This is a genomic window from Xanthomonas cannabis (assembly GCF_040616535.1).
In the GTDB taxonomy this organism is placed as follows: Bacteria; Pseudomonadota; Gammaproteobacteria; order Xanthomonadales; family Xanthomonadaceae; genus Xanthomonas; species Xanthomonas cannabis.
The window spans coordinates 1,636,970-1,650,504 of the sequence record NZ_CP136580.1; the positions used below are offsets into that span (position 1 = coordinate 1,636,970).

Consider the following 13,535-nt stretch of genomic DNA (forward strand, 5'->3'; position numbering starts at 1 on the left):
TCGCGCACGGCGCCAGCACGGACATGCAGCGCCAACATCCTCCGCCTGGCAGGCCGATGTCAGGGGTTTGCCGATGGGCTGCACTGTCGACGCAACCGATGCTGGACACCGATGTCGTATCGGTGCGCGTTTGCGTTGCGCCGCCGGGGCATCGTCCTTCCATGCCAGGAACTTACCCATGCCCATTCTCGCGTTCCACCCGCCGCATCTCAAATCCATCTCCAAGGGCGTACATGTGATCCAGCACCCGGCCGACACGCTGCCCGGTCGCGATGCGATCGTCGCAGCCTTGCCGCGCACCGCGCAGGACACGCCGCAGTTGCAGTACGACACGGTGTGGATCGGCGGCGGCCACGGCAATGTGGACAACCACGGCGCTCCGACCCAGTTCAACGGCTGCAGCGATGTCGCCGTGTTCCAGCGCTTCATCGCGGATCTGGTCGCCATCGGCATCCGCACGCCGGCGCTGATCGTTGATACCTGTTTTTCGCTGGCCTCGCTGCCGCAGCTGGTCCCGCTGCTCACCGAGCACGGCGTGTTCGCCGGCTGGTCGGGCATCTGCAACAGCAGTCGCATCGAATCGCTGACATCGGGCCGCTTGCCTGCGTTGGTTGAGCAGCCCGAGACCGTGCTGGCCCAGTTGACCGCGGCCGCGTCCAGCCAGGTGGTCTACACCGCACACGACCGGGTACTGATCCGCTATGCACGGTTGACCGTGAGCGAGGGAGTGATGACTGCCTGCGATATCCGCGATGCCGAGGCAACTCTCGCGCGCGTGGGCAGGGCGACCTGGCAGGACAGGCCGCTGATCGCGGCCGAACAGTGCATTGAGGACCGCGCCGGGTTCATCGAACGCCTGCACCAACTCTGACCGGCCCGGCACCGCCGCCCATCCGCGCATCCACCCAACACAAGAGGACTGTCTCCATGACCACCTACACCAACAACGGCACCGGCACGTTCAGCAGTGCCAGCAGCAAGATCCGCAAGCATGTGCTCGACGACTACCTGACGGCGAAGATCGCCAACTATGTCGGCATCGGCCGCACGAAGGTCAACGACGATACAGTGATCCAAGTCCACGCCGACTATGCCAACAGCGAAGGCGTGATCGTGGGCATGGATCTGGTCAAAGGCCTGCGTGTGGACCTGCAACGGGCCCAGACCCACGACGGCAACACCTACGCGACCTGGCAGGTGCAGTGGGGCACCGGCAGCGACGGCAAAACCGGCGGTGCCTATGCCGGCGTGTTGATGCGCGTGGCGACCGACTTCACGTTCGCCGAGTTTCGCAACGCGATGCGCGAGAGCTTTGGCTATACACCGGGTGCCTACTGCCGGCTCGATCCCTGACCGGCACGGCGAACGTCCTGCCCTCGCGCTTCCTGCGCGAGATCTCGCGCGAACTGCTGCACAACATGCGGCCGAAGGTGCGCAGGTTTCGCGCAGCGCCTCATTGGGCGCGCCGCGCAGCATGCGGCACGGCATGATCGAGGCGCCGGCGATCACGCTCGGCGCCAACGTGCAGCATCCCCGGTTCGGCGGCGTGGTCATCGACGACCAAGACAGCGGCGCGCGTGCCCGCGTGCAGGCCTAGTTGGACCCGGCACGGCCAAGGGCGCGTCATACCTACAGGGCAGGCGTGTGCCCGCGATGCAGAGCGCAGCAAGGTCATCGCATGCACGGTGCTGTGGCATTGGAAGGTTCGTGGGCAGACCGGCCGCGCGCAGAGGTTTGCGCAGCTGGATGGTGATGATGCGGCAGGTCGAGGGCCTGCGGACACCAATTGGCGGCATCGCCGCCCGTCAGTCAGCCAGAGCGCATGGCTCACGGCTCGTCCGCACGCGGCTGTGCCCGCCTGCCTGCGCGTGGCAGGATACGGCTTCCCCCCGTCCAGATGCACCCATGCCCGAATCGTCGCCGACCACCGCACCGCAGTTCCAGCGCAGCATGCAGGTGCGTCATCTGGTGATGCTGTCGCTGGGCGGGGTGATCGGTACCGGGCTGTTTTTCAACACCGGTTACATCATCGCCAGCACCGGCGCGCTGGGCACGGTGATCGCGTATCTGATCGGCGCGCTGGTGGTGTACCTGGTGATGCAATGCCTGGGCGAACTGGCAGTGGCGATGCCGCAGACCGGCGCATTCCATGTGTATGCGGCGCGTTACCTGGGCCCGGCCACCGGCTACGTGGTGGCATGGTTGTACTGGCTGACCTGGACGGTGGCATTGGGATCGAGCCTGACCGCCGCGGCGTTCTGCATGCAGTACTGGTTTCCGCACAGCCCGGCATGGCCGTGGTGCCTGCTGTTCTGCGCGCTGATCTTCGGCTTGAACACGGTGTCGGCGCGCTGGTTTGCCGAGGGCGAATTCTGGTTTTCGTTGATCAAGGTGATCACCATCGTGGTGTTCATCGTGCTGGGTGGCGCGGCAGTGATTGGTGTGCTGCCGCTGGCCGATGGTTCGCCTGCACCGGGGCTGCGCCATCTGCGCGCCGACGGCTGGTTCCCGCAGGGCAGCTTGCCGGTCCTGATGACGATGGTGGCGGTGAACTTCGCGTTTTCCGGCACTGAATTGATCGGCGTGGCCGCCGGCGAAACCGCGCAGCCGGCACGCGCGATTCCGCTGGCGATCCGCACCACGCTGGTACGGCTGGTGGTGTTGTTCGTGGGCACGGTACTGGTGCTGGCCGCCTTGCTGCCGGCCGGGCAGGCAGCGGTGGAAAAAAGCCCGTTCGTGCGCGCGTTCGAATTGCTGGGCATTCCGTATGCGGCGGATATCTTGAATGCGGTGATCCTCACCGCGATCCTGTCGGCGGCCAATTCCGGCCTGTATGCAGCCGCGCGCATGCTGTGGTCGCTGGCCAACGAGGGCACCCTGCCGGCGGGCCTGGCGCGTTTGACACGCCGCGGCATCCCCTTGCGCGCGGTGTCGCTGAGCATGCTGGGCGGCTTGCTGGCGCTGCTCACCGGCGTGTATGCGGCCGATACCGTGTTCGTCGCCATTTCGGCGGTCTCCGGCTTTGCGGTGGTGGTGGTCTGGCTGAGCATCTGCGCTGCGCATTACCGGTTTCGCCGCCAGCTGCTGCGCGATGCGGTTGCGCTGGAGACGCTGGCCTACCGTGCGCCGTGGTATCCGTGGACGCCGATTCTGGGCTTTTTGCTGTGTCTGCTGGCCTGCCTCGGGCTGGCGTTCGATCCGCAGCAGCGCATCGCGCTGTACTGCGGCATTCCCTTTGTCGCGCTGTGTTATGGCGCCTACGCATTCACCCAATGGCTTGCGGCCCGGAGACTGCACCCATGACGATTCTTCCCCGCCAGCCGCGCGCCGATGCGCCTTTCAGCCAGGTCTTGCAGCACGACGGAGTCGTCCTGCTGGATGGCGCCCTGGCCACCGAACTGGAAAAGCGCGGCTGCGATCTCAACGATGCGCTGTGGTCGGCGCGCGTGCTGATGGAGCAGCCGGAGCTGATCTACCAGGTGCACCGCGATTATTTTGCTGCCGGCGCGCAGTGCGCCATCACTGCCAGTTACCAGGCCACGCCGTTGGGTTTTGCCGCGCGCGGCCTGGACCTGGCGCAGTCGCAGGCCCTGATCGCGCGCAGCGTGGCGCTGGCCGCACAGGCGCGCGCCGATCATCTGCAGGCGCAACCGCAGGACGCGCCGTTATGGGTGGCAGGGTCGGTCGGCCCGTACGGTGCCTATCTGGCCGATGGCTCGGAATATCGCGGCGACTACGTGCTGCCGCTGGCCCAAATGATGGACTTCCACCGTCCGCGCATCGCCGCGCTGGCCGCGGCCGGGGTGGACGTGCTGGCCTGCGAGACCCTGCCTTCGGCCAGCGAGATCGACGCCTTACGCCGGGTGCTGGAAGAATTTCCGCAGCTGCATGCATGGTTCTCGTTCACCCTGCGCGACGCAGCGCATCTGAGCGATGGCACGCCGTTGGCGCAGGTGGTGCCGGCATTGGATGCCAGCCCGCAGGTGGTGGCGGTGGGGATCAACTGCATTGCGCTGGACCAGGTCACGGCAGCGTTGCAGAGCCTGGCGGCGCTGACCACGCTGCCGTTGGTGGTCTACCCCAACTCCGGCGAACACTACGACGCCAGCGACAAGCGCTGGCACGCTGGCGATGCGCCGGCGTGCAGCCTGGCCGACCAGCACACGCAGTGGCTGGCCGCCGGTGCGCGCCTGATCGGCGGCTGTTGCCGCACCACGCCGCGCGACATCGCTACGCTGGCCGCGGCGCGGGCGACCGCCCGGGGCTGACGATGGTCACGGCGGCGGTGTGCCGTGGCCGCCGCCGCGGTGATCTGGCAGGCGTGTCGCGTTTGCCGGCGAGCGATGGCACGCCCGTTCCGGGGCGCGCGCGACAGGACTATGCCGCGCGTGTCTGCCTTAGCCCTTCTGGGTGGCGATCCAGCGCTGGATCTTCTCCTGCAGGATCTCCAGCGGCACCGAGCCGTCCTTGAGCACTTCGGTGTGGAAGGCGCGCACGTCGAAGCGCGGCCCCAGCTCGCGTTGGGCCTGTTCGCGCAGCTGCGCGATCTTCATCTCGCCCACCTTGTAGGCCAGCGCCTGGCCGGGGATGGCCATGTAGCGATCGACCTCGGCTTCGGCATCGGTGCGGCTCATCGCCGAGTTGTCCAGCATGTAGTCGATGGCCTGCGTGCGGGTCCAGCCCTTGCTGTGCAAGCCGGTATCGGCCACCAGACGGATCGAGCGCCACAACGCGTTCTGCAGGTAGCCGTAGTAGTTGTACGGGTCCTGATACAGCCCAAGCTCGCGCCCCAGCGATTCGGCGTACAGCCCCCAGCCTTCGATGTACGCGGTCTCGCCGCCCAGGCGGCGGAACTTGGGCAGGTCGGTCAGTTGCTGCTGCAGGCCCAGCTGGTAGTGATGGCCGGGGATCGCCTCGTGCAGGTACAGGCTCTCCGCTTCCCAGGTTTTGCGCGAGGGCAGGTCGGAGGTGTTGACGTAGAAGATGCCCGGCGTGCTGCCCGCGCTGCCGTTGGCGCTGGGGCGCATGTACGAGCCGCTGGCCGCCGACTGCGCACGCTGCGGTTCCACCGCCCGCACTTCCAGCTCCGGCATGCCCTGGACGGTGAACAGGCGCGGCACCGCGCCCTGCACGCGCCCCTGCAGGCCCCGGTAATACCCCAGCAGCTCGGTCTCGCTGCGGGAGCTGAAGCGCCTGTCGGTCTGCATGAACTTGTAGAACTTGGGCAGGTTGCCGCGGAACTTGACCTGCTTGGCCAGCGCCTGGATCTCGCCCTGCAGGCGCGCCACCTCGTCCAGCCCGATCTGGTGAATCTGCTCCGGGCTCAGCTCCGAAGTGGTGCTCTGGCGCACGTCGTAGGCGTACCAGGCCGCGCCGTTGGGCAGCGCCGCCAGGCCGTCGGTGTCGCGACAGGCCGGCAGGTATTCGGTGGCGATGAAGCCGCGCAGCGCGCGGTAGGCCGGCAGGATGCGCACCTCGATCAGCCGCTTGTATTCGGCGGTGAGGCGCTGCTTGTCGGCTTCGGGCATGTCGGCCGGCAGGTTGCGGATCGGCCCCCAGAACAGGCTGTCTTCGGCACTGCGCGCAATGATCGCATCCAGCTGCGGCAGCACTTTCTGCATCAGCACCTTGGGCTGCACCACCCCGGCCTGCATGCCGGCGCGCATGTTGGTGATGGCCTGGTCGAACAGGTCCGGGATGCCCAGCGCACGCCGCGACCAGTTGTCGTAATCCTTGACCGTCTTGAACGGCTGCGCGCCGGTGCCCGAGCCCAGCACCACGGCGATGCTGGCGATGTTGTAGAACTGGTTGATCGGCAGCATCCAGCTGGGGAACTGCTCGGCGGCCAGCGCACTGCGCGCATCGCGCACGAAGATCTGATAGCTCAGCAGGTCCTGGCCGCTCAGACCGTCCGGCCCAAGCGCCTCGGCCTTGCCCAGCCACAGCACGGTGAAATCGTGCGACTGCTGACGGAATGCCGGCGACAGGAAGTTGGGCAACTGGTCGTTGTAGCGGCTCTCGCCCTGGAAGGTGGCCTGCAGCGGGTTGAGCTTGAGCGAGGCGTCCCAGTACTGGTCGTAGAGCAGGTTGAGTTGCTGGGCCTTGGTCAGCACCACCGGGGCGACGACGGGCCGCGGGCGCGCCTTGGCTGCCTTGCTGCCCTTGGCGGTCCTGGAGCCCTTGGCCGCGGGTTTGGTGGTCTTCTTGGCTTTGCCCGCCTTCGCGCGCGTCTGCGTGGTCTGTGCCTTGGCGGTCTTCTTTTTGGCCGCATCGGCGGGCGCTGCCACTGGCAGGCTCAACACGGCGGCGAGGGCCAGCGACAGCAGGCGGGAAAAGCTGAGGGGCATTACCGGCTCCGGAAACAAGCGAGCGGGGAGCTTGCCCGATCCGCACGGTTACGGCCACCCATCGCGGTCATACCGCCTATCGGCAATTCATGCGGCGCACTGGCTGGACGCGGTTCCGCTTCGGATGATGCAGCGCGGCAATCGGCGGATGCCTTGCAGCGCCAGGGAAGCGCGCCACCCGGCAAGCCTTGCCGCTCAATCGGCCGCGGCTTCCTGGCGCAACTGTTCGGCCCGCTCGGCACCCAGGTAGGCGCCGATGCCGCGGCGCGCCAGATACAGCAGCGGGATCAGCAGGACGGCAAAGCCCATCTTGTACACATAGTTGAGCGTGCTCACCGCGAGGAACTGATCCATCGACCAGTGCTGGGGCCCGAGCACGAAGGCGATGTAGATCACCACGAAGCTGTCCACCAGCTGCGACACCGCAGTGGAGCCGGTGGCGCGCAGCCACACGTGCCGTTCGCCGGTGAGCTTGCGGATGCGATGGAACACCGACACGTCGATCAACTGGCCGACCAGGAACGCCACCAGCGAGCCGCCGATGGTCCACAGCCCTTGCCCGAACACCGCCGCAAAGGCGGCCTGATAGTCCGGCACGCCCTGGCTCTGCGCCGCGGTCACCCACCACCCGGCCGGTGCCAGTGCGATGGCCGCAAAGGCGAACACGAAGCCGTAGCCGATCAGCGCCACCGCCACCCACGAGATGAAACGCACCCCGCGGCTGCCGAAGAACTCGTTGATGGTGTCGGTCATGATGAACACCACCGGCCACAACAAGGTGCCGGCGGTGAAGCTCAGCGAGCCGCGTTGACCGAACAGGTTCCAGTTCAACGGCGCGATGCCCAGGGTGTCTTCCAGCGCGAAGATCTTGACGCCGATGAACTCGGCCAGTGCCGCGTTGACGCAGAAGAACGCGGCCAGCGCAATGAACAGGCGTACCGCACGATCGTCGAGGGTACGCGTGTGTGTCATGGTCTCAGCGGTCCGCCGTCCGGGTGAAGGGAACCGATTCGGGTGCCACTGCGCCGCCGGAAATGATGAAACTCATCGCCTGGTCCACGCTCCAGTCGGTGGGCGTGAGCAGTTCCACCGGCACGATTTCCAGATAGCCGGAGGTCGGGTTGGGCGTGGTCGGCACATACACCGCCGCCAGCTCGCGGCCAGTGCCCTGTTCCTTGATGACGCGGGTGACCAGGCCGACCGACTTCATGTCGCGATGCGGGAAGTCGATCAGCACCACGCGTTGGGTACTGCCCGGCTGGGTCTGCAGGATGTCGAGCAACTTGCGCGCGCTGTCGTAGACCACGCTGGCCAGCGGGATGCGCCGCATGATCGCCTCGAACCAGCGCAGCAGACGCTGGCCGATCACGCGCCGACTCAGGATGCCGACAAACAGGATCGCCGCCACCGTAGCGATCAGGGCAATGGTGTTCTGCACCCAGAGCGCCTTGATCCAGCCCAGGTTATCCGGGAACGAGGCGGCGATACGCTCGGACAGCGGCACCACCCACGGGCTGCTGATGCCCGAGAGCAGCGCGAACACGAACTTCACCACCACCCAGGTCAGCCAGACCGGCAGCAAGGTCAGCAACCCGGTGAGAAACACGCGTTGCAGGGAAGGGCGGGAATGCGGAGTGGGGGATTCGGACATCTGCATAGTGTAGGCATTCGGCCGCGTCCGGTGGAGGTGGGGCCGGGATTGGGGAGTGGGCATTCGGGATTTGTAAACGCGCTCACTCACTGTTGGACTGCCGCGATCGGTAATTGCTGCGGCAACTGCAACTGCAACTGCAACTGCTGGGGCAGGGGCAGGGGCAGTTGCAGTGTCAGTGGCGCCGGCAAGGCAAGGGCAAAGGCAAAGGCCGCTCCCTTCTCCCGCCGGGAGAAGGTGGCGCGTAGCGCCGGATGAGGGCACGACCGCCACTGATGTCCGCAACCCGGCCTTCCCAACTCCGCTGCCTGAAAACCGGCAGGCTGTCGCCAGCGTCCGCCGTCCTTGCCCGGACATTGCGCGTGCGTGTCGTTCAATCGGTTGCCGCTGCTTTTGCCTGCTGAAAGAACGCAATGCCGATACGTGGACGCGTCTTCGTCTACCCGTCGCGGTGCTGCGCCGATGGCACTAAGATGCGCAGCTTCCCAGGGATGGATGTGCACATGCTTGCCAAGTTCCTCAAGACCGCCTTGCTCGGTGTTTGCATCCTGCTTGCGGTAGTGGCGGCGCTGTATGCCGTCTCCCAACGTTGGCCCATTCCCGATGCACAGCGGCAGGCGCTGGCGCAGCTGCGTCAACCGCTGCCGCCGTTGCGTGGGGCCAATATGTTCGCGGCGCTCTGGTCGCTGTCCTACGCGGTTCCGGAAGCGCAGCGAGAGACCGTGCTGGCCCGGGACGTGGAACGCCTGAATCGGCTGCCGCGGCAGGCGCAGTTTCGCAGTGCCGTCGCGGACTATCCGCGCCTGCCAAGCTGGCCAGCCACCGCGCCAGCCCTGTGCAGTGCCAGCGCAGGCGGATGTTTACGGCAGGTGCGCGAACAACCGCAGGCCTATGCCGATGCGCTGGCCGCACAAGCGCCGATGCTGAGCAGGATGCGGGCATTGGCCAACTACACCGACTACCGCAGCCCGTTCCCGCCACGCGCCGATATGACCTTGCCCGAGCTGCCGCGGATGCCGCTGTCGATGACCGCCAGCGCACTGGATTTCGTCCAGGGGCGTACCACCCAGGCCTTGAGCGATGTCTGCACCAGCGCGCAGGTTGCCCGGGTGCTGCTGCGTAGCAGCGACAACCTGGCGGTCACGATGATCGGCGCGGCGATGCTGCGCGGTAACGCGCAGCTGTTTGCGGACATGCTGGCCGAGCTGCCTGCGCAGGCGCCGTTGCCCGCGCAGTGCGCCGCGGCGTTCGCACCGGCGGCGATGGAAGAGATTTCGCTGTGCAATGCGCTGCACGGCGAATCGCGCTTGGTGTTTTCGATGCTGCAGGACGCGTCCGTCCAGGATGGCGATCGCGACTGGCTGGATCGCATCTCACCACGGCTACTGGACCGCGAGCGCACCCAGGCGCTGCTGGCACCGACCTTTACTTGGGCCTGCAGCGCCCCGGTGCGGGCATTGCTGGCGCAGGATCAGGCGCTGCCGCCCGGCATGGTGGCAACGCCCGACACGGCCACGGTGGCCTGCGTGGCCAATGCCACCGGCTGTCTGTTGGTCAGCGCGGCGCGTCCGGACTATGCCAATTATCAGCACAAGCTGCAGGACACTGCCGCGGCAGTCCATACGGTGGCAGCCCTGCTGTGGTTGCGCGATCGCCCGGCCGATACACGGCCGCTTGCGCAGCGACTTGCCGAGCTGCCGCCTGCGCTGCGCGGACAGATGCGCCCGCTGCAGGCCGGCGGCGACGGCAAACATCTGACTATCGCTCGGTATGCCAGACGTGAGGACGGTGCCGGAGACGATCGCTGGCCACTGCCGGCCAGCCGGCTTGCCGAGCGCGCGAGCACTACGATCCAGTAGTGTCGCGACGCGTCAGTGGCGTGGTGCATCCTTCAGGTCGCTAGTGGAGCCTGTGAGGCCACGACCTGGTCCGTCAGCAGCGCCTCTGGAACTTCATGGCCGCGCCGGTGCGATCAGCACGGGATTGCGAGGCATGCGCGCCGCAGTCGTGGCACCCCACTGCAGTCAGCTGCGCTGAAAAGCAACATGCCGCGTCCCTGACAGGACGCGGCATGTCGATGTGTCGCTGTGCAGACGCGCAGCAATGACGCACACCGCATCGGTGCGCGCAGGCGTACCGCCGCGTGCTTAGAACCGGAAGTTCAACCAGCCCATCACGAAGGTCGAATCGCCATAACCGGCTCTTTCCAGCGCGGGTCCCGCCATCAGGTGCTCAGCGCGGAAGGTTACCGACCAGTTCGGGTCGATGTTCCAGGTGGCATTGACGCGCGGCATGGTGCCGATGCGGCGCTCGCCGGTGTTCTGCGTGCGTGCATAGGCGCGTGCCTGGTTGTTGTAGATCGCATCGCTGGTGGTCTGGCGCCACAGGGTTTCCCACTCCAGATTCACGGTGAGCTTGGAGGTGGGCGAGAAGGTGAAGGTCGGCGCAGCGGTGACCAGATTCACCGGACCGAAGAAGGTGGCCCAGCTGAAGTAGATCGTGTTGCCGTACAGGAAGTTGTTGTTGCGCAGCGTGCCGGTACCGGAGGTGCCGCCACCGCCGGAGGCGATTTCGCTATGGAACCCCAGACGCGGCTTCCAGCCGGTTTCGCGCAGCGACCAGGCATTGGAGGTGCTGGCCATGTAGGCACGCAGGTCGCGTCCGCCAAAACTGCCGCGCTGCACGGTCACGAACGAATCGGTGCGCAGCCTGCCCACGTTGCCCCACAGGCGCAGGCCGTAGTAATTGCGGTGCTCTTCGGCGGTCTGCCGGCCCCACACCTGATTGTCGTTGCGGAACTGATAGAAGAACGGTTCCAGGTACATGGGCTTGGCGGTCGGCAGGCGGTAGCCACCGACCACACCGCGGAAGTGCCGCGAGCGGTCGATACGGTCGTCGCCCAGGCCTTCGGTGCCATCCAGGTTGAAATTGAAGTCGAACACGTCGACACGCGTTTTTTCGCCGATCGCCCAGGCGCGCGCACCGTTGAAGGTGACGAAGATGTCGGTATTGTCGCGCAGCGCCATCAAGGTGGTGGGGCCATCGACGAAGACCTGACGGCCGACCCGCAAACCGGTGTCGGCGCTGCCGATGCGGCCTTTCACGTCGAAGAACACCTGCTGCAGGATGGCGTTGTTCTCCTGCGTGCCGGTCTTGGCGCCTTCGTTGCGCCCATCCAGGCTGCCGTGCGCCAGTTCCGTGTACAGACGGAAGTGTTCGCCCACGTGCAGGTCCGCGCCGAAGAACGCGCGCAGCAGATACTGCTGTTGCGAGTGGCTGCCGGGAATCAGCCCCGGGTTGGTGATGGTGTTGCTGCGCACGCGCAGCTCGTTGCTGAGCGAAACGTAGACATCGCCGTCTTCGCTGAGCGGGATGTACTTGAGCGGATCGAACGGGCTCTTGCGCTTGGACGTGTCTTTCAAATACGACCAGTCTTCGGCCCAGCGCACCTGCCACATGTTGCCGCCCTGCTTGGCGCCCCAGCCCTGGGCTTCCTGCGGATAGCCCTTTGCGGTGGCCGGCGCGGTGGTCACCGGCGCCTTGGCCGGCTCGGCAACGGCCTGCTCGGCGTTGGCCGGTGCCGGCTGCACCTGCGCCAGCGCCAGGCCCGGCAACGCCAACCCGATCGCAAGGCACAGGCGCCGTGTGGCACCAAAGGAAGTATCAGCCATGGCCGGCTGCGCCAAGCGTGTCAATTGCATCGTCTTGCCCCATCGAAAAATGAAAACCCCTGAGCGAAGCTTATCGGCACGGGGGGCGTTGACTGTAGTAAAGCCGTGCCGGAAACGCAGTAACCCAAAGGTTCTAAGCTCATGAACGCACTGGGGTTTGCGCAGGCGGGCGCTAGTGGGGCGGGGATTGGGGATTCGGCATTGGGGATTCGCAACGGCGGCGCTGCGTTTTGCGGTGGAGCTCGCTGCGATGCCGACACTGCTCAAACAAGCTGGCGACCACGGCTTTGTTTTTGTTTTGGCGAATCCCCAATGCCGAATCCCCAATCCCCGCCCATGACTACCGGCACATTCACTATAGCTAGGTTCTACATAGCATCACCTTCGACCTAGCGGAGATGGCCGATGAGCGAGCCGGATATCCACCTACGCAAATTTCAGAAGGAGCTGAGTGCGGGCACCGTGTCGCTGGCCTTGCTGGCCGTCCTGGCACAGGCCGACGAGCCGCTGTACGGCTATCTCATCGCCAAACGGCTGGAGCGGCTGGAAGGCGTGCTCAGCGGCAAGCAGAGCGCCTTGTATCCGGTACTGCGCAATCTGGAAGGGGCAGGGCTGTTGCAGAGCCATATCGAGCCATCCGCGTCTGGGCCGCCGCGCCGTTATTACCGCATTACCGACAGCGGGCGTGACTGCCTGCGCGACTGGACCGCCGCCTGGCGTGCCACCCGAGATTCCGTTGATTCAGTGCTGCAGGGGACCCACTCATGAATACAGTTGCGCAGTCACATCCGTTGCCAACCACCATTTCCGATTACCTGGCGCAGCTACGACAGGCGCTGGCGGGGGCCGACCCGGCGATGATCCAGGACGCGCTCTACGACGCCGAAGAATATCTGCGCGCCGAGCTTGCGGAACAGCACGGCAAGAGTGAGGCCGAGGTCATTGCAGGCGTGGCTGGCAGCTATGGCGCGCCAGAGGAAGTGGCCGAGATCTACCGCGAAACCGAAGTGACCGTGACCCGCGCGTTGCGTCCTCCGGCGCCGCCCAAACGCGCATCGTGGATTGCCAACTTCTTCGGTGTGGCAGCCGACCCGCGCACCTATGGCGCACTGTTCTACATGCTGCTGTCGCTGCTTACCGGCGTGTTTTATTTCACCTGGGTCGTCACTGGCGCGAGCCTGTCGATCGGGCTGCTGATCCTGATCATCGGCGTGCCATTGCTGGTGTTGTTCTTCGGCTCGGTACGGGTGTTGTCGCTGGTGGAAGGCCGCGTGGTCGAAACGCTGCTGGGCGTGCGCATGCCGCGTCGCCCGCAACATCCGGGCCTGCAGGGCAGTTGGCTGCAACGCATCGGCGCGATGTTCACCGACGTGCGCACCTGGAGCACGATGCTGTACTTCGTGTTGATGCTGCCGCTGGGCACTCTCTACTTCACCGTGTTTTGCACGCTGCTGTCGCTGTCGCTGGGGCTGGCCGCTTCACCGCTTGTCGTGTTGTTCGACAACACGGCCGTGCTGACCTGGGATGGCGTGGACATCACCGGTTCCTGGCTGACGTTGCCGTTGTTCGCGGTGGGCGTGCTGTTGTTGTTTGTCACGCTGCATCTGGCGCGTGCCTTCGGCAAGCTGCACGGCATGTTCGCCAAGCAGCTGTTGGTCAAGAGTGGTGAAACGGCTGCGTGACGCGCGCGAGCGCTGTATCAGCATGCACGGCATCGATGATGGCGTTTGCAGGCTGGCATTGCTTGGCGTGCTGTCGCACGTAGAACAGCTGGCAACACGTGGCGAGCAGTTATCGGTCGGGTGTGGGCAGCGCACAGGAGCCGGAGTGTGCGAGCGAGATATACCGTGCTGGCCGCGGGCCGCG

Annotated in this window: 11 protein-coding genes, 1 other RNA gene and 1 pseudogene; 8 read left to right on the top strand and 5 right to left on the bottom strand. The window is 65.9% G+C overall.

Annotated features, from left to right (window positions below; all coding sequences use genetic code 11):
- Window positions 1-178: 178 nt before the first annotated feature.
- The 5 genes and pseudogenes from RZV17_RS07010 to mmuM all read left to right on the top strand — a co-directional run bounded on the left by RZV17_RS07010 (window position 179) and on the right by mmuM (window position 4,268).
- Window positions 179-871, top strand: coding sequence for a hypothetical protein (locus RZV17_RS07010; RefSeq protein WP_355608207.1), 693 nt, complete (start codon window positions 179-181; stop codon window positions 869-871).
- A gap of 56 nt (window positions 872-927) precedes the next feature.
- Entirely contained in the window at window positions 928-1,353 is a 426-nt protein-coding gene (locus tag RZV17_RS07015) for a hypothetical protein (protein ID WP_166750610.1), read from the top strand.
- Window positions 1,354-1,370: 17 nt separating this feature from the next.
- A pseudogene (gene uvrD / locus RZV17_RS07020) lies at window positions 1,371-1,597 on the top strand (DNA helicase II); the annotation flags it as partial.
- A 308-nt stretch (window positions 1,598-1,905) separates the two neighbouring features.
- Complete coding sequence (gene mmuP / locus RZV17_RS07025; RefSeq protein ID WP_355608210.1) at window positions 1,906-3,303, top strand: S-methylmethionine permease; 1,398 nt, start codon at window positions 1,906-1,908, stop codon at window positions 3,301-3,303.
- Window positions 3,300-4,268: a homocysteine S-methyltransferase gene (mmuM, locus tag RZV17_RS07030; protein ID WP_104581589.1), complete on the top strand. Its 969-nt coding sequence runs from the start codon at window positions 3,300-3,302 to the stop codon at window positions 4,266-4,268. The genes mmuP and mmuM overlap by 4 nt, the downstream gene beginning before the upstream one ends.
- Window positions 4,269-4,397: 129 nt before the next feature.
- On the opposite strand, the gene RZV17_RS07035 is transcribed toward mmuM, so the two are convergent.
- The 3 genes from RZV17_RS07035 to RZV17_RS07045 all read right to left on the bottom strand — a co-directional run bounded on the left by RZV17_RS07035 (window position 4,398) and on the right by RZV17_RS07045 (window position 7,998).
- Complete coding sequence (locus RZV17_RS07035) at window positions 4,398-6,347, bottom strand: DUF885 family protein (RefSeq protein ID WP_355608214.1); 1,950 nt, start codon at window positions 6,345-6,347, stop codon at window positions 4,398-4,400.
- A 195-nt stretch (window positions 6,348-6,542) separates the two neighbouring features.
- Window positions 6,543-7,319 (bottom strand): queuosine precursor transporter, encoded by a 777-nt coding sequence (locus tag RZV17_RS07040; protein ID WP_166743303.1) that lies wholly within the window; start codon window positions 7,317-7,319, stop codon window positions 6,543-6,545.
- A gap of 4 nt (window positions 7,320-7,323) precedes the next feature.
- Window positions 7,324-7,998, bottom strand: a complete 675-nt coding sequence (locus RZV17_RS07045) for a DUF502 domain-containing protein (RefSeq protein WP_039409647.1) — start codon at window positions 7,996-7,998, stop codon at window positions 7,324-7,326.
- Window positions 7,999-8,489: 491 nt separating this feature from the next.
- On the opposite strand from RZV17_RS07045, the gene RZV17_RS07050 reads away from it, so the two are divergent.
- On the top strand, window positions 8,490-9,857 hold the full coding sequence (locus tag RZV17_RS07050; RefSeq protein WP_355609235.1) for a hypothetical protein: 1,368 nt from the start codon (window positions 8,490-8,492) through the stop codon (window positions 9,855-9,857).
- A gap of 288 nt (window positions 9,858-10,145) precedes the next feature.
- On the opposite strand, the gene RZV17_RS07055 is transcribed toward RZV17_RS07050, so the two are convergent.
- Window positions 10,146-11,699, bottom strand: coding sequence for an alginate export family protein (locus tag RZV17_RS07055; RefSeq protein WP_355608218.1), 1,554 nt, complete (start codon window positions 11,697-11,699; stop codon window positions 10,146-10,148).
- Window positions 11,700-12,074: 375 nt separating this feature from the next.
- Here RZV17_RS07055 and RZV17_RS07060 point away from each other — a divergent pair, with 375 nt between their 5' ends.
- Window positions 12,075-12,437, top strand: a complete 363-nt coding sequence (locus RZV17_RS07060) for a PadR family transcriptional regulator (RefSeq protein ID WP_104581592.1) — start codon at window positions 12,075-12,077, stop codon at window positions 12,435-12,437.
- Window positions 12,434-13,351, top strand: a complete 918-nt coding sequence (locus tag RZV17_RS07065; protein ID WP_355608221.1) for a sensor domain-containing protein — start codon at window positions 12,434-12,436, stop codon at window positions 13,349-13,351. Before RZV17_RS07060 ends, RZV17_RS07065 begins: the two co-directional genes overlap by 4 nt.
- Window positions 13,352-13,437: 86 nt before the next feature.
- On the opposite strand, the gene RZV17_RS07070 is transcribed toward RZV17_RS07065, so the two are convergent.
- Window positions 13,438-13,513, bottom strand: a non-coding RNA gene (locus tag RZV17_RS07070) — sX9 sRNA.
- Window positions 13,514-13,535 lie beyond the last annotated feature (22 nt).